This window comes from Chlorogloea sp. CCALA 695, assembly GCF_003003885.1.
In the GTDB taxonomy this organism is placed as follows: domain Bacteria; phylum Cyanobacteriota; class Cyanobacteriia; order Cyanobacteriales; family Chroococcidiopsidaceae; genus Aliterella.
Genome location: NZ_PVWN01000071.1, coordinates 1 through 20,681 on the forward strand (window position 1 = coordinate 1; position 20,681 = coordinate 20,681).

A 20,681-nucleotide genomic window follows, 5' to 3' on the forward strand; every position below is an offset into this window, starting at 1 on the left:
TTTACTGTTATTAGTTATGGTAAACAATCGGTTGCTTCTGGGTTCGGTTGTCTTTAGTGCCAGCTTAGTCCTAAGCTTAATTGTCAGCCAAGATGTAGGAATGGCTCTAAAAACAGGTGTAATTACTATACCTGCTACATTTTTGGGAATAGCTGCGGTAAATCTCAAACAGCGAAATCAGCAAAAGCTAATTCTCAATGATTTACAAGCAGAGATTTATCAGCTAGAAAAGTGGCAATCCCAATTAAATCAATCTTTGCGGGTGATTGCAGAGCAAAGGCAGCAAACTGAAACTAACATTAACTTTCTCCAAGTTCAATTGCGCCAATTATCAGAACGCACTACCGAACAACGCTATTATCAGCAACAAGTTACTCAAGAATTAGATTTATTAGTTCAACAAAAACATAGTCTAGAGACTACATTGCAAGAATTACAGGCGCAAGTTCAAGGCTTAGAGCAACATAAAGGCGAAATAGATCAATCTGTGCGATCGCTTAAAAAATTAAAGCACGATACAGAGGCAGAATTTTACTCCTTTGAGAATCAGTTACAAGACTTGCGTAGCCAAGTTACTCACTTACACATTCAAAAGCAAGAGCTAGAAGACGGTGTGACGCTGCTTAATCGCCTCAAACCACAGCTAGAAGAAAAATCTCACCAGTTGCAAAGTAAGATTCAGCAATTGGAAAAACAGCAAGCAGAATGTAGTGAATCTTTAGATGCAATAGCAAAGCAAAAAGATACTACTCAAATTCATCTCAGTTTACTAAATCAAGAATTATTAGAACAGCACGATAAAAATGATAAAATAAAGCAAGAAGTAAATCAACTTATTGAACAACGAAAATATTTAATCTCGGAAAAACCCGCCGATAAAATCCCTGAAGAATGGCAAAACTTTATCTCTAATATTAGTCAATCAGAAAAGCAAGTAATCGAAGCAATTATGCAGCAAGAAGATCCTAGTGCAGTTATTAAAAGAATTGCTGAGGATAACATTACTATGCCAGAGTTATTAATTGATTCTATAAATGAATGTGCGTTAGATACTATAGGAGATTTATTAATAGAACCACGGAGCGATTCTATACCTTTAGGAATTATGGAAGAATATTTAATACTATTAAACAAAATACTTAACTTAAATAAAACGCTATAAATGTCTATTAAAATACCGAAAAGAGTAACTACAGCTTTAATCAATTCTTTAGGTGCGGGAGTAGTACCAAGAGTTGGTTTAGAACATATTGCTGTAGGTAGAGAAAAGGAAGTCACAGCCCTATTACAAGACTTAGATAATATTGGTGAAGGTGGCGGTGCATTTCGGTTTATTGTCGGACGTTATGGCGCAGGTAAAAGTTTTATTTTGCAACTAATTCGTAACTACGCAATGGAGCAGGGGTTTGTAGTTGCTGATGCAGACTTATCGCCAGAGCGGCGTTTGGTGGGAGCAAGTGGACATGGAGTAGCAACCTATCGAGAATTAATGCAGAATCTTTCTACTAAAATTCGTCCTGATGGTAGTGCTTTAACACCAATACTTGAAGGATGGATTAATGGCATTCAAAATCAAGTTGCTCAAGCTACAGGGATGCGTCCTAATGATGAAGGTTTTGATGATGCAGTAGAAGGAGAAATCCTAGCAGCAATTAAAGAAACTGAAGGTTTGGTACATGGCTTTGCTTTTGCAACAGTTATTACTACTTATTGGCGCGGCTATCGTGCGGATGACAATACTAAAAAAACCGCCGCTTTACGTTGGTTAAAAGCTGATTTTGCTAATAAAATTGAGGCAAAATCAGCTTTAGGAGTTAGAGATATTATTGAAGATGATAGCTGGTACGACTACATTAAAATATTAGCTAAATTTGTTGCCGATATTGGTTATAAAGGATTAATAATTTTATTAGATGAAGCTGTACATTTATACAAAATAAGTCATACTATATCACGGCAAAATAATTATGATAAGTTGCTGGCAATATTTAATGACACCATGCAAGGTAAAGCCGAACATTTAGGCATTTATATCGGCGGAACTCCTAACTTTTTAGAAGATTCAAAGCGCGGTCTGTTTAATGATTTAGCTTGGAAGCGACGAACGACAAAAAGCCGCTTTACAAAAGGTTTTCAAGATACTTCTAGCCCAGTTTTTCAGTTGGAAGCGCTAACAGAATCAGAAATATTGTTGCTTTTTCAGCGATTAGCTGATGTTCATGCGGTTCATTACAGTACAGAAAAAACCTTAACAAATGATGAATTAAAAATGTTTATGCAAGAAGTTATTAATCGTTTAGGTGCAAGTGCTTTGCTAACTCCTGGCGAAATAGTGCGCGATTTTGTGAGTGTTTTGAATGTTTTACAGCAAAACCAAGATTTGACTATAAGTAAATTACTGCATAGTTCTGGTTTTTCACTTACTACTAATAGTAAAAGTAACAATGTAGATAATAGCGAATTTGCTGAATTTACTTTATGAGCGATTCCACATTTTCTAAGCTTGCGCCGTTTATTCAAGAATATATTTATACTCACAATTGGACAGAATTGCGTCCGATTCAAATAGAAGCTTGTCAAGCAATTTTTGACACAGATGCTCATGTATTACTAGCTGCGGGTACGGCTTCAGGAAAGACTGAAGCGGCTTTTTTGCCAATTTTAACTTTAATGCAGCAGAACCCAACAAATACGATTAGTGTATTATATATTAGTCCGATAAAAGCATTAATTAACGATCAATTTGTCAGGTTAAATGACTTATTAAAAGAAGCTGATATCCCGGTCTGTTATTGGCACGGTGATGTTGCACTAAGTCGTAAACAAATGTTATTAAAAAATCCTAAAGGAGTATTGCAAATTACGCCAGAATCTTTAGAAAGCTTGTTAATAAATAAATATAGTCAACTAAATCGTTTATTTGGTGAATTGAAATTTATTATTATTGATGAAGTTCATGCTTTTATGGGTTCCGAACGTGGCGGTCAAATTCTTTGTCAATTAGCACGGTTATCTAAATTTATTCCCCTTCCACCGCGTCGGATTGGCTTATCTGCAACTCTAGGCGATTATACTTCCGCCGCCAAGTGGTTGCAAGCTGGAACTAATCGAGAAGTTATCACTTCAGATATCCAAAATGGACATAGAAAACTACATTTGGCTGTAGAGCATTTTTATACGCCAGATAAAGAGGAAGAATCTCTTACAAATCCCTACTATCAACACATTTTTGAGCGTACTAAGTCTCGCAATTGTCTGATATTTGCCAATAACCGCGCTGAAACAGAATCAGTTATTTCTAATTTGCGCCAAATAGCTGCAAATGTTGGGTTTCCAGACATTTATCATGTTCATCATGGGAGTATTTCAACTAAATTGCGCCAAGACGCAGAATCGGCGATGCGCGATCGCACGTCTTCAGCAGTAACGGCCGCAACTGTTACTCTAGAATTGGGCATAGATATCGGTCAATTAGAGCGCGTCATGCAACTAGGCGCACCAATATCAGTATCCAGCTTTTTGCAAAGGTTAGGACGTTCGGGAAGGCGCGGAGAACCGTCCGAGATGGGGTTTGTATGTACGGAAAAAGAGCTTTCTGGGGAATCCGCTTTACCTTATCAAATTCCTTGGCAATTGTTGCAGGCGATCGCAATTATCCAACTTTATCTCGAAGAACGCTGGATTGAACCCATCCGTCCTTTGCAGTACCCGATGAGCTTGCTCTATCACCAAACTATGAGTATTTTAGCAGCAATGGGCGAACTTTCCCCGGCGGCGTTAGCAGCGCAAGTTTTAAAATTGCCAAGTTTTACAGCTATTTCTACCGATGATTTTCGCTTATTATTAAATCATTTATTAGAAATTGATCATTTACAGCAAATAGAAAAAGGTAATTTAATTATTGGGGTAAAAGGAGAGAAAATTGTTAACTCTTTCCAGTTCTACGCCGTATTTACTGACAACAAAGAGTATAAAGTTAGAGATGAATCTATGGAAATTGGCAGTATTATTATGCCACCTCCAGGAAATCGCTTTACTCTAGCAGGTAGAAACTGGGAAATCTTTGATATTGAGCCAAAGGCAAACACTATTTGGGTTAAACCCGTTGAAGGAATCGCAAATATTGCTTGGCGCGGTGGTAGTAGCAACATTCATACAAAGATTTTGCAGAAAATGCAGCAAGTTTTAGCAGAAGATACAGAATACAGCTACTTACAATCTGGCGCTAAAAAAAGATTAAAAACCGCGCGTCAATTGGCTAAAACTACGGGAATAAACCAATTCAATGTTTTACCAATAAAAAGCAATATTTGTTGCATTTTACCTTGGATGGGAACGGTAGCTTATCGAACTTTTGAAAGATTACTCAATTTATATTGTCGAGATACTTTAGAAATTAAAAGTATTACTGGTGTAAGTCCGTACTTTATGCTGCTTAAATTAAGTAAAGATAAAATAGATGATACTTTTAACCAGATTTATTCCTTATGCACTCAGCAAATAGCGCCGCAACAATTAGTTAGTAGTAAAGAGGTATTAAAGCTGCAAAAATATGACAGATTTATTCCTACTCCTTTGTTACATAGAGCTTTTGCTTTAGATTATTTAGACACTAAAGAATTACAAACAATTGTAAGAAGTTGGCAAAAAAAAGATAAATAAGTGCCTTGAAATATTCTTATTAACAATTAATATAAATTAATTACTCGACATTAAGTCAAAACTAAGTTTTTTAATTGTATCTATTTACTAAGTAAGTGCTTTTTATCTTAAGTATTTTTACGGATGGCAGTTTTGCTTACGAAAAATAAGATAGAGCGCAGGACAAAAGGATTGGAGTTTAATAATGTAAAAAAATATTCCTCAATTTTGGCAACCCAAAAAACTACCCTTAAACCTCCTAACCATGTAAATAGCAAAATTAATTAATAGAATAGGCAAATAAGTAAATTATTTTCCGAAAGTAATTGCTTACAAACTGTAGTTATTGGTAAAGATTCCTTGTAGCACAAATCAACTTCTGACTTTTTTACCGACAGCAAAAAAATATGGCAGTTTCCCTAACTAAAGGACAACGAGTATCCTTAGAAAAAGTTGCTCCTGGTTTAACAGAAATCTTTATTGGACTGGGGTGGGACATCAAAGCCACCGATACAGGTTACGACTTTGATTTAGATTCTTCAGTATTTTTGCTAAATAGTAACGAAAAATTAATTTCCGATTATCACTTTATTTTTTACAATAACCTCACAAGTCCTGATGCTGACAAATCAATTCAGCATATGGGAGACAACCTCACCGGAGTAGGGGAAGGAGATGATGAAGTTATCAAAGTTAACCTGAAAAAAGTTCCTAATGAAGTCCAAAAGATTGTGGTGGCGGTAACTATCCACGAAGCGCAACAACGCAGTCAAAATTTTGGTCAAATAAGAAACGCTTTTGTGCGCGTTGTCAATGCTCAGACAAAAGTTGAAGCAATCCGCTATGACTTAGTAGAAGACTACTCTGTTGAAACCGCCCTAATTATGGCGGAACTTTATCGTAAAGATGGCGAATGGCGGCTGAATGCAGTAGGAGCAGGCTATCAAGGCGGTTTGCAAGCTATTCTCAATCGCTATAGCTAATTTGTACTAGGTAGTCACTCTAGCAACCAATAATTAGGATAATTTACATGGCAATCAACCTCGAAAAAGGTCAACGCATTTCCCTATCTAAAGAAGCACCAGGGTTGACTAAGCTAATGTGCGGATTGGGCTGGGATGTAGCAAAACGTTCGGGTGGCGGCTTATTTGGAGCTTTCAGCAACGCTCAAGACTGCGACTTAGATGCCTCAGTTATTTGCTTAAATGGAGACGATAAAATTCAAGATAAAGCTAATGTAGTTTACTTTGGCAATTTATCTCACAAATCGGGAGCAATTACCCATTTAGGAGACAATCTCACTGGTGCGGGAGATGGCGACGATGAGCAGATTATTGTAGACTTAGCTCGAATACCTCAAGATATTCAAAAACTGGTTTTTACGGTTAATATCTATCAGAGTAAAACTCGCAATCAAGACTTTTCGTTAGTCAAAAATGCTTTTGTTCGTTTAGTCAATGCGGCTAATAACAAAGAATTAGCTAGATACAATTTGTCTGGGGGAGAATACAAAGGCATGACGGGGATGATTATGGCAGAGATTTATAATCGTAATAATGAGTGGAAAATGGCAGCTATTGGGAATGGAGTTCAAGCTAATGGTTTAGAAGAACTTATAAAAACCTACGCTTAAATGTTAGGTAGAAACTATAGTTGTATTCTACTTCTCAAATAGACAATTAATGTCTATTTTCATCCTAGACAAAGCTACGAATCCTTGTAAAAAGTTAGGTAACAATTATGTCAATTAATCTCGGAAAAGGCGAAAGAATCAATTTATCGAAAGAAGCACCTAATCTAAAAAATGCCGGAATTGGCTTAGGATGGGACATTAATGCTACAGATACAGGTGCAGCTTTTGACTTAGATGCCTCTATATTTATGTTAGGAAATAACGGCAAAGTTCCTAATGATAAATATTTTGTATTTTACAATAATAAAACTTCCCCTGATGGCTCAGTAAAACATGAAGGAGATAGCTTGACTGGAGAAGGTGCTGGCGATGATGAAACTGTCCAAATAGATTTAAGTAAAGTTGATGCTTCTATTCAAGAAATAGTTTTTGTCGTAACTATTCACGAAGGAGAAACAAGAAAACAAAACTTTGGACAAGTTAGAAATTCGTACATCAGAATTTATGATAACACTACAGAAAAGGAAATCACTAAGTACGAATTAGATGAGGATGCGTCTGCCGAAACAGCAATTGAGTTTGGCAAATTATATAAAAAAGACGGAGAATGGCGATTTCAAGCGGTTGGTGCTGGCTACAAATCAGGGCTGCAAAGCTTTGTAGATAAATACTCTGGTTAATGAAATATTTCCCCCTTTATTAAGGGGGAAATATTTAAGGTGTTAAGGTTTGGAAAAAGTTTATCCAAGATGAATTATGCTATGCGTAAATTAAAGATAACTCCATAACTTGATTGTGCGATCGCAACTACCAGTTACAATCGTATTTGTCATCGGGTCTAAAGCCAGACAACTAATCGAGTCGGTATGTCCTTTAAATAGCTAATTTCCTTTTCTGTACGTACATCCCACAATTTTATAGTTTTATCCCAACTAGCACTAATTAGGGTTTCGCCATTGCTGGAGAAAGATATTTCCGAAATCGCCCAAGGATGTCTCGGTAGTTTGCTTTTGTGCTGCTAAGAAGTAGTATCCTATAAATGAATAATGCGATCGCTTCCCGCCGTTGCTAAGTAATTACCATTGGGACTAAACGCCACTGCTTGCACGGTGGCGATGTGTTTAGTTAGGGTATAAATCAATTCATTGGTTGCCAAATTCCATATTTTTACTGTTGAATCTGCGCTATCACTAGAGTACCAGTGCTTATCAGCTTGTAACCCCGCTTCTCCATTTAGGATAATTGAAGGCGCAAAAGCATAGCATTGTTATTTGCTAAAGCTCTACTTTCACTTAGTAAAATATTTTACAATTTCTCTTGTCAGTAGCTACTCCTTTAGCTCCCTTATTCCTTGAACTTGTTTAAGTTTAATTAATAAATATTTTTCCCCTTTTTAAGGGGAGCGATAACTATGGCAACTTACACTTAAATTAAATCATCCTAACAAAATGCCCTTTACTTACAAAAGAGTTGTTCACTTTTGCGATACCGATGCTGCGGGAGTTGTTTATTTTGCTAACGTATTGTCATTCTGTCATGAAGCTTACGAAGCTTCTTTAGTTGCGGCAAATATTAATCTCAAATTATTTTTTAGCAATTCTACAGTGGCTATCCCAATTATTCACGCTCATGTTGATTTTTTCCGCCCCCTTTTTTGTGGAGATGAAATTAATATTACTTTGCAGCCTCAACAGTTAAGCAGCGATAAGTTTGAGATTCTTTATCAGGTGTTCGACGAAAAAAATCAATTGATGGCTAAGTCAATTACTCGGCATATTTGTATCAATCCAAGTCTTAGAACTAAGCAAGACTTATCTACAGGTATGTCGCTTTGGTTACAATTTTGTAGAGAGTAAATTTATACAAAAAATATTTAGGCTAACTTTAGCCTAAAGTATTTGATTGCTAACCTTTAGATATTCTTCAACTATTGCATTTGTTTGTTTATAGTTAACTTTACCTTGAGAATTGCGGGGTATTTGTTCCACTGCAATCCACTGTTTAGGTTGTTTGTATTTGCTTAATTTGTTGGCGATCACTATTTGTAATTTAGTAGCAGAAACCTTTTGCTCTTTTTTGACATAAATTGCAATCACTACTTGTCCCCAAAGGCGATCGCTTGCACCAACTACACAAACATCTTTAACTAGGTTAGTAGCTCGAATAGCGGCTTCTACTTCTATCGGGTAAACATTTTCTCCCCCAGTAATTATCTTATTGCTCCTACGTCCTACTAAGTTTAGATAACCTTTTGAATCGATAAACCCCAAATCGTCTAATCTAAAATCCTCTCTGTTTTCAAATAAGTTTGGATAATACCCAAGAGCTAGAGATTGAGAATTAATAGCAATATTTCCTACTTCGTTTTTTTTTAATTTTTCCCCTACATCGTTACAAATTGAAACTTTACTATGAGGTAGAATTTGTCCACAGTTACTTTCTCCCTTTAAAAAGTCTTCTGGCTTTAAAATTGCTATCCCTGAAGCCGTTTCTGTCATCCCGTAAGTAAGAGCTAAATTAATCTGATATTCTCTAGCCCTTTCTAACAATTCTTGCCAAGCTGGTGCGCCACCCAATAATACAGCTTTAAATTTTGACAACCATTTAGCGGTATCTGGCTTTTCTAACAATCGCTGTAATTGAGTTGGCACTAATGATATAAAAAAATCGCTGACTGGAGCTTTAAACGAGTTAGTTTCTAACTGCTTAAATGGTTGAATTATTAGCTTGCCATTAGTAGTGAAAGAACGCATAAATTGCATAATTCCGCTTACATGATATAGGGGCAACGTGCAAAATGAATTTATTTCTTGCAATTGAAAATATTGCTGAAAACCTGCAACGGATGCTGTCAAAGTCTCCCAGGTATGAATAGCAAAGCGAATTTTTCCTGACGAACCACCTGTGGGAATCATTACCCAGTTGGGGTTTAAAAATGGCCCAGAGTTAGGATAATAATTGTTAATTTCTAAACCCCAGTCTCCACAACCTAAAATTAAGCCTGGTTGAACTATTTTAAATACCTGCTGCCATTCTTGTTGTACCCAGTAGGGATTGCTTAAAAAAACTGGACAACTAGCCGCCGAAGCTGCAATAAAACCCGCTAAAAACTTTACAGGTTCCTGTTCTGCAATTAATACTTTTGGTACTATTCCCTGCTGTGTCCATTGAGACAAGTCTGAGTATAATTGCTCGGTTAGTTGAATTAATTGCTGGAAATCTTCGCCTAGCAGCCAATTGTTAGCACTTTGTTGAAGCTCATCTAAGCGTTGTGGCATATAAAAAATCTTTGAGACGCTGGGCGCAAATTGTATATCTACGCTAAAGAGCTTGCAATTACTATATGATATTGACCCCCCTCTACATCAGTTCCCTAGGCTTCCTGCTCCCTACAAAGCCAATAGAACTGCTAATGCTACTCTAGCCCCAGCTAAATTTGTTTTTGACTTAGAATTACTTAGTTTGCGATCGCTCTTGGTCAATTTCAGCTTGAACCCGTGCTAATTCCTCTGGAGTAAGCTCCTCTAACCTCTTTTTAAAATAGGCTTCTTCGTAGGCTTCCCGTTGCTGAATGTAAGTCATTTTGTTGCCTGCGGCTCTAGTAATGTAAGTCGCTACCCAGCCAATCAAGCCAGCTACCAACAATAATTGACTCCAGATACCCGCTTCTATATTGTCTAAACCAGCTACCTGCAACACGATATAAACTAGCCCACCCGCCACAAAAATACCGACACCAATGCCCAAAACATCAATTTTTCGCATGGTTTACCCCTGAACTTGTCGTCGTTGGGGGCGAAAATTTGCAAAAGGTGACAGTAGTAATAACCCCGGAAAAAAGAAAAATACTAAAAAGTACATAAAACCGCGCTCAAAGGAAGTAGCCGTATACCAACGCAGCCTTAAATAAAACAAAGTCCCAATAGGTAGTACCAATAAGTAAGAGCCAGCCAGTATCAAGTAAAGTAAGGGTACAATCATGGTTTTTTGTTCCAAGTGCCAAAGGCGATTTCACCTGCTATATTATTACGTTCTTTGCACTTTGACGCATTGACTACCCATAAAATTCGGTAAAGCTCGCGCCTTGGGATACTCCTCAGCAGACTTTACGGCAATTTTAGCCTAAAATCAAAAATTCCTATTTTTTTCTATTTACAAATGAATTGATTATGTATATAGTTAGAAGTCGCGCTCAAATTAAGACCGGGGGCATGGCGGAATGGTAGACGCTGCGGACTTAGAAAACTGAGCCTTGACTGGAGAAATCTGTCAAGTGACCGCTCTCAAACTCAGGGAAACCTAAATCTGACCGCAGACAAGGCAATCCTGAGCCAAGCCGAAAACCTAGGTTTTCGGAAGGTGCAGAGACTCGACGGGAGCTACCCTAACGCAACGAGGCGAGGGTAAAGAGAGAGTCCAATTCTCAAAACCTAAAGAGTTCATCTTTAGGCAGCAGCGAAAGTTGCGAGAGGATGAAAATCCGTTGATGTAAAAGTCGTGAGAGTTCAAGTCTCTCTGCCCCCATAACAAAACTATAAAAACCTCGCGGGATGCTGGAAACTCAGTCTTTTTAGAAAAGAGAACAAAGCGTTTCGCGGGGTAATTTATTGCCTATTTAGAATTTAGTGGTACAGCAGGGCTTGCACAAAGGGAAAATCTGAAGTAAGCTCTGGCACACCTAAGACCAAAAAGCTTTTTGGACTCACAAGCCGTTGTCAGGAAGCAATAAGCACAGCCAGTAAGTATTAGGCTCAGTTACTAAATTGACTGAGAGGGGGTCAATGCTACAATAAGCTCAAAATTAAAAATGATAACTTAATACTAAGCCACGTCTTGGTATCAAATCGTTTGCTTGTAGGCATTAATCTGTAATAAGCAATCAAATTATTTTTTTGGGTTAAATTAAAACTATGTTGAGGCAAAAGCCCGTATATTTACTAAAATTGAGTTTTGCTAACTTAATAACTAGTAAAGTTATCAGTAGAATCTCGGTGGTATATAACAGTAGATAGAAATAGCTTTATCAATAATAAATTAGATTAAGTCAATGACCTAAAACTATTTTAAAAATAAAAATTATCATAATTACCCAAGTGGGCTAAATATTAAAACATTTTTTTTAGACTACTTTATACTTATTAAGTGCTGTTATGACAGATAATCAAAATTATCAAGCAAGTGTCAGAATAATTAGACCGACGGAAGATATTGAGCAAGCTCAAGATAAAATATATTCTTTTTTAATGGGTATTATTAAAAGTTGGTCGCCTGAAGCCGTTTTGCAAGAATTTAATAGTTTATTTATTCAGCATTTAGGTTCTACCAGTTCGGCGGCTGTTGAAGGTTTATATGAAATTGTGGTTTCTGGGGAAGAAGATATATTTTATACAACGCTTAAACGCTGCTGTTACATATTAATAAATAACTGGAAAACCACTAAACAAATAAAACATATACATAGTTTAGTTGAGTTATTCAAAAACCCAAGTCTTGAAAAAACTTCGCTTTCACCAATTAGTAATTGTTTAAGAATTTGGTTGAAAAAGTTTGTAAATAGTCAAGATTACCAAGAGATTAAACTATTTGCAGATAAAGTTGTTAGCCAACAAAAGCAAACGCCAAAAACACTCCACTGGAGCGAACGTTATAGTTCTCATATATTTGTAGCTCAATCTGTCAATCCTAAAAATTCTTTAGAACACCGGGAAGCTGCTAAGGAAAGAGCAAAACATTTAAGGTATCGCTTTAAATTTGATTTGACAATGTACCTTGCTCGTTCAGAAACTGATACTCAAAGCAATTTATCAAGGAACCCAACAAGTGTAAGTGATGAAGTTTTAAGGCTAATCAAAACCATCGTAGCCAAACGTGAACCAACTACTTATAAGAAATTTGCAAAAATTTTCACAGAGCAAACTAAAGGATTAAAATATAAAAATTATAAGCAAAATCTGCACAAATACTTAAGTATTTTCATCGATCACGAAGAATTATTAGATACATTAAACTTAAAAATCTTATCTCTTTATGAAAAGCACAATGAGGAAGTTTTAACTGACTCCTTAATAATTATTACCTGTAATCGATTAATTGAAAGTTTAACTACAGAAAATCATCGTCAGCCATCGCCATTATTTTTGCTACTAATTTCTCAAAGTAATACTTTGACTTTAGTAACGGTATTACTTAAAATTGTGCTTATTTGCAAACCTGCTTACTCTCATTTAGAAACTTGCATCGCCGATTTAATTCGTTACTACGAAGACTTTAAAGATGAAGAATGCGATTCGATGATTAACTTTTTAGAAATGTACAATATTATGCTGGCTATTTATGGAGATAGTACAACTTTATTGTAATTATTAAGTTTTTAATTTATGCAAGTCGGTAAATACTTTACACTTGAAGATTTTTGCACTTGTACTAATACTTATCAGAAATACACCCAAAAAATTAATTGCTATCCGACAAATTTAAAATCGGCTACAGCACTACAAGCTTTGAGTCAATTTATTTTAGAGCCGATAATTGACTGCTTTGGAAAAGATAAGTTTCAGCTAACTTATGGCTTTTGTTCTTCAGACTTACGGAAATATTTAGACAAAAAAGATCCTTTGACAGGAATTAAAAACGGTCGAATAGATCCCCATAGAGATCAGCATATGGCTTACGAAGTCAAAAAAAACGGTAAATATTACTGTGAAAGACTAGGCGCTGCTTGTGATTTTTTGATTGTAGATGAAAAGAGCGATCGCATTGTTGAATGGATATTGCGATCGCGTTTACCCTTTGATTCTATCTATTTCTACGGCGCAGATAGACCAATTCATATTAGTTACGGGCTTCAGCATAAGCGAGATATTTGGACGTTTACCGCTAAAGGGACACCAACTAGAAAAGGGATAGAAAGTTGGATTGAATTAGCTAAGTATTGAAAAAGTTTTTGCTATTAACTCTTTTTTTGTTTAACGCCGAACGTAGTAATTTTAACTTATAAGGATCGGCATCTTTGCGCCACCGCAATTGATGATTTTCGATGGTGGCGCAATGTTCTATTAAGCATTTTTGCCAACCTTTCAAGCGCTTAATTTCCTGCCAATTATCTAATAAACCCCAATCTTGTTCTCTGTCGCTTAGTTTAACAAATTTGGCGTATTGCGGATACTCACAAGTAACTAAGGTGTCTTTTTGGTGCAATACTGGAGGATTAAATTCGCCATCGTAATCTGTATAAATTACTTGCAAATCCCGTAAATCTATCTGCATACTAGCGGATAGAGTAGGATGAGGTTCAAGATCGAAGTTTGGGTAAAAGTAGTAAGAAATTTTTGGTGCTTTAATATGAAATTTAATGACATTAGCCGAGTCCATTCGTCCAATAGTGCGACTAGCGCAACCTTCGTAGAGGCGTAGTAAGGGATTAAGAGATTCTAGACTGGAAACATGAATTGTTAAAGAATTAGGCAGTTTTTGACCAACTTCGGACTTTTGGCAACATTGGTCAATAATATCCAAATTGCCAACCGCAAATAGGATTTCATCCGCGCTGAGAAGTAATTGCTTATAACTACCAAATAAAGCTTTGATGTCTTCTTGAACTTGGGGTTTTAACTCTGCTAATTTTGGGCGGTGGCTAAAGTTACTTAAAGCAAAATATACTAATAAATCTTCTCGGCGTTTTTGCGCTATTTCTTCCCACTCTTGAGAATCTGTGACTTGCAAAATTACTTGAAAGGCGCGTTTAAAACTAGCAAATTCCGCTAGTAGTTCCATTTGTTGCAGCATTTCGCCTTTTACAGGCAATCGTCCGCGATCGCTGATAAACTTCATTAAGGGAGTAAGTAACCCTTGGTAATCTTCAAACCGCTTACTAGGGACACGAATTCTCGGCGTAGTAGCGCGAGAACGATAGCGAGAAGCGCGGAAACTTTGCCCAAGACTTGGATCTCGAAAAACAAAATAAATCCCCAAAGCTACCGGAATCGCCTCTACTTCTAATACCTGTTCGATGTAAGTTTTTAGTTCTTCTTGTTCGTAGTATTTTTGAAAAGTATTGCGCCGCGTAACTACACCATCACCGTAAGCTATTTGTCCTCTAGTGCGATCGCTTATCAATACTTGCGCGGATACAATAAATACTTGGCGCGTGAGTTCCCAAGCTTTAATCAAAGCTTCCCGACGTTCTCCAGTATCTTCAATAACATTAATTACATACCCCAAATTAACTACATCGGCGGCGATGGGGGGAGTGTCAGGGGAATAATAAGGATCCCATCCTGTACTGCTGTAACCCAGCTTATGAATGCAACGAATATCGCCACCGTAGCCGCAACCATAATCAAAAAAAGTAGTTTCCGAACTAAATAAATCTGCCTCCACAGCAAGGCGTACCGGGCGGGATAATTCAGTACGAGCGATCGCTGCTTTATGGCGCTCAATGCGGGGAGAATCGCCTTTAGCGCGTTCTGGATGCACAATTAAGCTATGTCCTCGTAGTTCAACTCCTTGCAACTCCAAACGTTGCTCCCATAGCACCCGCGTTCCAATTGCTGTAGTATTACGGAGCAGTCCTAAAGCTTGTTCAAGGCGAGTTAACGCTGCAAACTCTGAGTAAAGCGGATAATCGGGCGTGACAAAAGTTTCTTTACGGTGCAGTATGGGCGGGTTATCTGAGGTACGGTAGTCTCGGTAGTTAGTTGCTAAAGTTTGTAAATCAACAATGATGCTTGATTGTAAAGCGGGATGAGGATCTGTATCAAAATCAGGGTAAAACAAATAAGAAATTTTGAACTTATCTGTACTGAATTTGACAATATTTACATTCTGCTACGCTCTGGCAAACTTGGCACTTTCTTCATAGCTTTGTAACACAGGATCGAGACTTGGTAAAGCCGAAACATGGACGTAAAGAGCGGACGGTAAACGCTTGCCAACTTCGCTACGTTGGCAGAGTTCAGAAATAACGCCAAGTTGGTTAAGACTGTACATGACAAACTTAAACAGTAAATTTTAACGATTAAAAATTAGTTGTACTTAAAGCAATATATAGCGATCGCCTACTCAAACTATGCAGCGAGCCTTTGTAGTTTAATTTTACGCCCACATTACTTACGGCTACTTTGCGGAAAATTGTAGCAAAAGTTAGCAAATCTTTGTATTTGTATAATAAATATTTTTTCTACTAAACATTATAAATAAACCTGTCAATGGGAAAAGTTGTAAATCTCTCTAGAGTTAGATAACAAGCGTTTAATTAAGTAAATAAGAATGTGACCTTGGCTAGAGGTATCTCTTGCTACTGAATTGCTACTGTTAGCGATTGTTGATTGATTATCAGCTAATTTAAGTAAATAGTGTAAAAAAGCTATTTTTTAGAAGCGATCGCATTTACACAAATGTTTACCGTGTTTAAAAAATAGCGTTCGGGCATAATTCGTCTTAAAAGCTACAAGGAGGAATGGGTGAATAAGTTAACTGCTTTTTTCAAAAAAATAAGGTTGCGTCAAGTTCTAACAGTCTTGTTAGCAGGCATATTGCTAACAATTAGCACCGCTTGTAATTCCGCAAATGTTCAAGGTGCAAACCCAAATAACCCGCCTGTACCTGGAAACGGTATTCTCTATCCCGGTGCGGAGACACCCGCAGGAAGAGCGCAAAAAGAAACGGAGCTACCAATAAAGACTAGCAAAGACTTTGCAGAGCCTAAATTAGGTGGACTAAATCAACGTAATGGAGATTTAGGTGAACGAGTAGAAAATCGTGTAGAAGCGGCTACTGATGCTTTTAAAGAAGCTGCGGGTTTTGTCAAAGATAAAGCTGATGAAGCTGGAAGAAGACCAGAATTTCAGAGCAATCCGGCTTTGCATAAATAAATGATTTGCATTTATTGCCTTAATTATTTTATGGATTAGGGCAATACTTAACTCAAGATTAATTTCATCAAAAAAAACTGGAGTAAAACTATGAACAAGATAATTAATTGGGTTAAAAAAGTTAAATTGAGTCAAATAATTTTGACCTTTTTAGCCGGAGCTTTGCTAATATTCAACACTGCTTGTAACAGCGCCCAAGCTACCGCACCAAGTACTAGACCAAATGTGCCTTCTGGTGTGCAACCAGATAAAGATTTAACTTCTGGTAAAAACCCCAGACCCGAAGTTCCTAATGAAGCTACAACTAGCCGCTTTCAAAAAGGAACAATGAATGACTTTAGCGATTTAGATCCTAGAGCAGAAAAAGCTGAATCAGCAATAAAAGATAAAGCCGCAGCTTTGAAAGAAAATGCCGAGCGCAACGTTATCGATCAAACTGGAAGTCTTACAGGTAATACTAAGCGTATCCTTGATAAGAAAGGCGAAAACGCAGAAGATTTTGGTAAAAATCTGAGAGATAACGCTGAAGGTGCTAAAGATAAAATTCAAGGTACGGCGGAAGATATTGCTAAAGGAACAAAGCGCGGTTCAGAAAATGTTAAGGACAATACTTTAGATGCAACTAAAGGTGTAAATAGAGCGGCGGAAAATGCAAAAAGAAACATTGATAATACTGCCGATAATGCTAAATACTCAGGCAAAAACTTAGTTAACGATAGCCAAAATAATGTAGAAAAAACTGGTAATTTCTTGCAGAATAAATTAAATCAAGCTGCTAGAAACACAAAGTAAACTTTGGATAAAGCTGGAGATGCTATTGATTAATGCAATGAAAAGTCAGCTTACAATATGTTTTTAAAGGTGTAGTTATTAACTTGCCCTTTAAAAACATCCCTGAAAGGGGGAACATTTGAAACTTGTTTCGGCGAGGAAATCCCCCTAACCCATGTCAAAAAGCAGGAAGCAGCACAAAGTTTGTAAGAGAGAGCTACACTGCTTTTTGAGTCCCCTTGAAAAAAGAGGGGAAATATTTGAAGTCAGGTAATGTCCTGGCTTTTATTGTTTGCAAATAACTACAAACTGCTGTTTTTTTGTGCATACCAGCATTGCAGAGCTATTCTATGAACTTCTCGCCAAGAAATTCCCTCGCGTCTAGCTAATTCGGCACAATCTTCATACTCTGGCTGGACGTTAGCAACTGCCCCTTTTTTTGACCATGCAACTTTAACGCCAACTACACCATAATCTGTTTCGACTTGCTGAATTTCTCGCTCTAAAATTGTGCGTTGCTGCTTAGAGTGCCGAATCCCTAAAGTTGTAGTTTCTTTAAAAATAACCGCTTCGCAATCTGCTACTTTGGCGGGTGGGCAAATAACTGTCAGCAAAGTTCCTAAACGAGATTTTTTCATGCCAATAGCCTGAGTAAATACATCGGCTGCACCTACCTTAAATAGTGCCTCAAACACGTAACCTATCGCTTGAGGGCTTAGATCGTCAATTTGGGTTTCTAGTACCGTGACAGCTTCAGCAATAGGGTGATTAATTTTTGCCGTTGTTTCTCCTACCCACAAACGCAAAATATTAGGAATAGGTAAATCCTTAGAACCTGCCCCTAATCCTACTTTTTGCAACGTCATCGGGGGAGGCGCTCCAAAATCTGTAGCTAAAGTAGTAGCGATCGCTGCCCCCGTAGGCGTGACCAATTCTATCTCAATCCCGTTACTATAAACAGGACACTGACGCAGTTCCCACAGCTTCAAAACGGCGGGTACGGGTACGGGTAACTGCCCGTGAGCAGCGCGGACTGTACCGCCGCCAGTAGGCAACGCCGAACAATATAGTTTTTCAATCCCCAACCAATCTAAACCTAAGCAAGTTCCCACAATGTCCACAAGGGCATCTACCGCTCCTACTTCATGAAAGTGAACTAGATGGGAATCTGTGCCATGTACCGCCCCTTCAGCCTCTGCTAAACGGCGAAATACAGCCAAGCTCCAAGCTTCGGCTTGGGGAGGCAATTTAGCTGCAATAATTTGCCCTTCTATTTCTGGTAAATGTCGCTCATGATGGTGATGATTAGTTAAATCTACATGAATTTTAGTTGCCCTTTGTCCTTGACGATGGACGCTCTGAACCCGCAACTGGTACTCTTGGGCAATACCCAGCCCATTGAGCTTTGCACTTAAGTAGTCTATAGGAACCCCCAAGTCGGCGATCGCACCCAAGCACATATCGCCAGCAATACCCGTTGGGCAATCTAAATAAGCTAGTTTCATATGGCAAGGGGCATTTTAAACAATTAACACATTTTATTATGGCGACAATCTTAAAAATTCATCCTGATAATCCCCAAACCCGCAGCATCGAACAAATTATTAAGCAACTGCGATCGGGGGCAGTCATGCTTTATCCTAGTGATACTGTTTATGCGATCGGTTGCGATCTTAACGTTAAATCCGCCGTCGAACGAGTCCGGCAAATTAAGCAACTATCAAACGATAAACCGCTAACTTTCTTGTGTCCCTCTCTTTCTCAAATTGCTACCTATGCCGTAGTTAGCGACAATGCTTACCGGATTATGAAACATTTAATTCCTGGCCCTTATACCTTTTTACTACCTGCTACGAAATTAGTCCCGCGCCTAGTCCTCAACCCCAAACGCAAAACTACCGGAATTCGCGTCCCAGACAATAAGGTGTGTTTGGCTTTACTGCAAGCATTGGAAAATCCGATTGTTTCTACTTCTGCTCATTTGACACCCGCCGAAGATGAAGCAACTATACCCCAATCTCGCTTTGAACTATTTGATCGTTTAGAAAAGCTCGTAGATATAATTGTCGATGATAATTCTGAAGAAATAGGCGATCGCGTTTCCACTATTATCGATCTTACCGGAGCTACTCCAGAAATCACTCGTCGGGGCTTAGGATGGGAGCAAGCCGTAACTTGGGCTAATTAATCTGCTCGTCAACCTACATCCGCTTTTGCAACTTCTCATACTGATGATATTTATTAGCTGCCATACCTATACCCAAAAAAGCCCAGAACACCATCCCAGAAAGTGCCAGCATCACATTACCAAATAGCATTTGAAATAAAACACCCAAAATAATCGCCCGAGCGGCACTTGCAAAGGCATCAGAGCGCCCCTCCGTACTTGTAAGTAGATTAAATACGGCAAGAATAATCCCCCCAAGGTAAGGAACCGCACCAAACCAACCCAAGGTGAAAAATACATCCAAAATGCCGCTATCTAGCGTCACTTCTTGGAGCAAACCTTTTTCATTAACAAAATATTTACTACCAATACCATTGCCCAGACCACTAGAAAAGGCAATGGTGATATTTCTTTCGTAAAGCTCTGATCGTTCATTAAAGCTAGTATCTTTTTTAGCATTAGTGAGAGATTCTAGGCGAGCGCCAATAATTTCTGCAAAGGGTTCAATAGTTGCTAATGGCACTACGCATAAAGCCATAACGATAATTGTGACAAACAACTGCATCTGCAATCGCGGTTTTAATGAACTTAAAAGACTCAGCAATCCAATAAACCAACCAAGCCAAGCCGAGCGGACTAACGATAATAAAAAAGATAGATAACCAACTACCGAAGCCGGAACGCGCAGAAAATTGTCATTAGTAAGTAGTATCAGCAACCCTGCTGTTAGCACATTAGCAAAAGGGCCCGGCGAATTCATTGTACTAAATACTCGAATGCCCAATGGTTCCGGCGTACCATTAGTCAGCAACCTAGTTTGAATAATCCAAAACCTGTCCCATTCTGGTGCTACTAAATATTGCACAATGCCATAAATGCCTGTAATTAGCAGTCCCCACATAAAAGTAGTTTGTAAATTCTGCCGATATTTAGGATAGTTTCGCCAGTTTACAAACAAATGAAAAGCAAAGACTACTGGAGTTAACCAGTCTAAAAGCGCCCTTAAAGATACCGCTACGGGATTTTTAACTATGCCGATTAAAAACCCGTAAATTATACCAAAAATTGCGATCGCTAATGGTAATCCTCCCATACGATAAGACCGAGGGAGCCATTGAACAAAGGTAATTAAAGTAATTAGCGTTACCAAAAATGGCGCAGTTAAAATTATTCCACTACCATCCCAACCACTGCGATAATCGATAACGCGGCGGAGCCAAGGGGTAACGAACCATAGCCACCATGTAAAGCTAATATACATAGTGGGATACTTCCCAAACAAAAATAAGCCCACCCCTAACGACCCTAGGGGAAACAGCAAGCGCAAAACATTACCTGCTCCTGCCAAAACAGCAACCGCAGAAAAGATAATTAGCCCCAAAATTGCGATCCAAGCGTGTAAGGCTGGCGCACTGGGATAGGTGCTGACGGAGGAACTATTTGCACTCATATATCTACAGTTTTCTAAAATATTTGTAGTAACCATTAGGGCTATTTATCCTAACGGTTAAGTACATAGTTATTTGGCTAAAGCACTTTCTTGAACTGATAAGTTTTTAGTGGGAGTGTCTTTGTATACTGTCTCTTATACACATCT

The 20,681-nt window shown here is 38.0% G+C and carries 18 protein-coding genes and 3 pseudogenes; 12 read left to right on the forward strand and 9 right to left on the reverse strand.

From position 1 onward, the window contains the following. The 6 genes from C7B70_RS22130 to C7B70_RS22155 all read left to right on the forward strand — a co-directional run. A partial coding sequence (locus tag C7B70_RS22130; RefSeq protein WP_106371113.1) for a tellurite resistance TerB C-terminal domain-containing protein occupies positions 1-1,162 on the forward strand: 1,162 nt, incomplete at its 5' end. Continuing rightward, a complete protein-coding gene (locus tag C7B70_RS22135) occupies positions 1,163-2,482 on the forward strand; it encodes an ATP-binding protein (RefSeq protein WP_106371114.1) in 1,320 nt (439 codons plus the stop codon). Then, the gene (locus C7B70_RS22140) at positions 2,479-4,662 is read left to right on the forward strand and encodes a DEAD/DEAH box helicase (protein ID WP_106371115.1); all 2,184 of its coding nucleotides are present in this window, start codon (positions 2,479-2,481) and stop codon (positions 4,660-4,662) included. Before C7B70_RS22135 ends, C7B70_RS22140 begins: the two co-directional genes overlap by 4 nt. 386 nt (positions 4,663-5,048) lie before the next feature. Next, a complete protein-coding gene (locus C7B70_RS22145; protein ID WP_106371116.1) occupies positions 5,049-5,624 on the forward strand; it encodes a TerD family protein in 576 nt (191 codons plus the stop codon). Positions 5,625-5,671: 47 nt separating this feature from the next. Continuing rightward, positions 5,672-6,274 carry a TerD family protein gene (locus tag C7B70_RS22150; protein WP_106371117.1) on the forward strand — a complete coding sequence of 201 codons (603 nt, stop codon included), beginning with the start codon at positions 5,672-5,674 and terminating at the stop codon, positions 6,272-6,274. A gap of 107 nt (positions 6,275-6,381) precedes the next feature. Beyond that, complete coding sequence (locus C7B70_RS22155) at positions 6,382-6,954, forward strand: TerD family protein (RefSeq protein ID WP_106371118.1); 573 nt, start codon at positions 6,382-6,384, stop codon at positions 6,952-6,954. A gap of 90 nt (positions 6,955-7,044) precedes the next feature. Here the strand turns inward: C7B70_RS22155 and C7B70_RS28910 are convergent. The 3 genes and pseudogenes from C7B70_RS28910 to C7B70_RS26560 form a co-directional block, all read right to left on the reverse strand. Continuing rightward, positions 7,045-7,140: pseudogene (locus C7B70_RS28910) on the reverse strand (WD40 repeat domain-containing protein); the annotation flags it as partial. Beyond that, positions 7,113-7,268: pseudogene (locus tag C7B70_RS28915) on the reverse strand (hypothetical protein); the annotation flags it as partial. The pseudogenes C7B70_RS28910 and C7B70_RS28915, both read right to left, overlap by 28 nt. Positions 7,269-7,307: 39 nt before the next feature. Further along, a complete protein-coding gene (locus C7B70_RS26560; RefSeq protein WP_158260557.1) occupies positions 7,308-7,430 on the reverse strand; it encodes a WD40 repeat domain-containing protein in 123 nt (40 codons plus the stop codon). A 292-nt stretch (positions 7,431-7,722) separates the two neighbouring features. Here C7B70_RS26560 and C7B70_RS22170 point away from each other — a divergent pair, with 292 nt between their 5' ends. After that, the gene (locus tag C7B70_RS22170) at positions 7,723-8,130 is read left to right on the forward strand and encodes an acyl-CoA thioesterase (RefSeq protein ID WP_106371120.1); all 408 of its coding nucleotides are present in this window, start codon (positions 7,723-7,725) and stop codon (positions 8,128-8,130) included. A 33-nt stretch (positions 8,131-8,163) separates the two neighbouring features. On the opposite strand, the gene C7B70_RS22175 is transcribed toward C7B70_RS22170, so the two are convergent. The 3 genes from C7B70_RS22175 to ndhL all read right to left on the reverse strand — a co-directional run bounded on the left by C7B70_RS22175 (position 8,164) and on the right by ndhL (position 10,270). Further along, positions 8,164-9,552, reverse strand: a complete 1,389-nt coding sequence (locus C7B70_RS22175; protein WP_106371121.1) for a 2-succinylbenzoate--CoA ligase — start codon at positions 9,550-9,552, stop codon at positions 8,164-8,166. A 175-nt stretch (positions 9,553-9,727) separates the two neighbouring features. After that, a complete protein-coding gene (locus C7B70_RS22180) occupies positions 9,728-10,039 on the reverse strand; it encodes a DUF3007 family protein (RefSeq protein WP_106371122.1) in 312 nt (103 codons plus the stop codon). A 3-nt stretch (positions 10,040-10,042) separates the two neighbouring features. Then, entirely contained in the window at positions 10,043-10,270 is a 228-nt protein-coding gene (gene ndhL / locus C7B70_RS22185; protein WP_255409369.1) for an NAD(P)H-quinone oxidoreductase subunit L, read from the reverse strand. Between the two features lie 1,154 nt (positions 10,271-11,424). Here ndhL and C7B70_RS22190 point away from each other — a divergent pair. Then, positions 11,425-12,633 carry a hypothetical protein gene (locus C7B70_RS22190; RefSeq protein ID WP_106371124.1) on the forward strand — a complete coding sequence of 403 codons (1,209 nt, stop codon included), beginning with the start codon at positions 11,425-11,427 and terminating at the stop codon, positions 12,631-12,633. An 18-nt stretch (positions 12,634-12,651) separates the two neighbouring features. Further along, entirely contained in the window at positions 12,652-13,209 is a 558-nt protein-coding gene (locus C7B70_RS22195) for a hypothetical protein (RefSeq protein ID WP_106371125.1), read from the forward strand. On the opposite strand, the pseudogene C7B70_RS22200 reads toward C7B70_RS22195, so the two are convergent. Continuing rightward, a pseudogene (locus C7B70_RS22200) lies at positions 13,199-15,262 on the reverse strand (DNA phosphorothioation-associated putative methyltransferase). The gene C7B70_RS22195 and the pseudogene C7B70_RS22200 sit on opposite strands and share 11 nt — an antisense overlap. 473 nt (positions 15,263-15,735) lie before the next feature. On the opposite strand from C7B70_RS22200, the gene C7B70_RS22205 reads away from it, so the two are divergent. Both C7B70_RS22205 and C7B70_RS22210 read left to right on the forward strand, forming a co-directional pair. After that, entirely contained in the window at positions 15,736-16,146 is a 411-nt protein-coding gene (locus C7B70_RS22205) for a DUF6658 family protein (protein ID WP_106371126.1), read from the forward strand. A 90-nt stretch (positions 16,147-16,236) separates the two neighbouring features. Continuing rightward, positions 16,237-16,938: a DUF6658 family protein gene (locus tag C7B70_RS22210; protein WP_106371127.1), complete on the forward strand. Its 702-nt coding sequence runs from the start codon at positions 16,237-16,239 to the stop codon at positions 16,936-16,938. A gap of 281 nt (positions 16,939-17,219) precedes the next feature. On the opposite strand, the gene larC is transcribed toward C7B70_RS22210, so the two are convergent. Next, the gene (gene larC, locus C7B70_RS22215; RefSeq protein ID WP_106371128.1) at positions 17,220-18,422 is read right to left on the reverse strand and encodes a nickel pincer cofactor biosynthesis protein LarC; all 1,203 of its coding nucleotides are present in this window, start codon (positions 18,420-18,422) and stop codon (positions 17,220-17,222) included. A gap of 38 nt (positions 18,423-18,460) precedes the next feature. Between larC and C7B70_RS22220 the strand changes: the two genes are divergently transcribed. Then, positions 18,461-19,105, forward strand: a complete 645-nt coding sequence (locus tag C7B70_RS22220; RefSeq protein WP_106371129.1) for an L-threonylcarbamoyladenylate synthase — start codon at positions 18,461-18,463, stop codon at positions 19,103-19,105. Positions 19,106-19,118: 13 nt separating this feature from the next. Here C7B70_RS22220 and C7B70_RS22225 read toward each other — a convergent pair whose 3' ends face one another. Beyond that, on the reverse strand, positions 19,119-20,570 hold the full coding sequence (locus C7B70_RS22225; protein WP_199192447.1) for an O-antigen ligase family protein: 1,452 nt from the start codon (positions 20,568-20,570) through the stop codon (positions 19,119-19,121). Positions 20,571-20,681 lie beyond the last annotated feature (111 nt).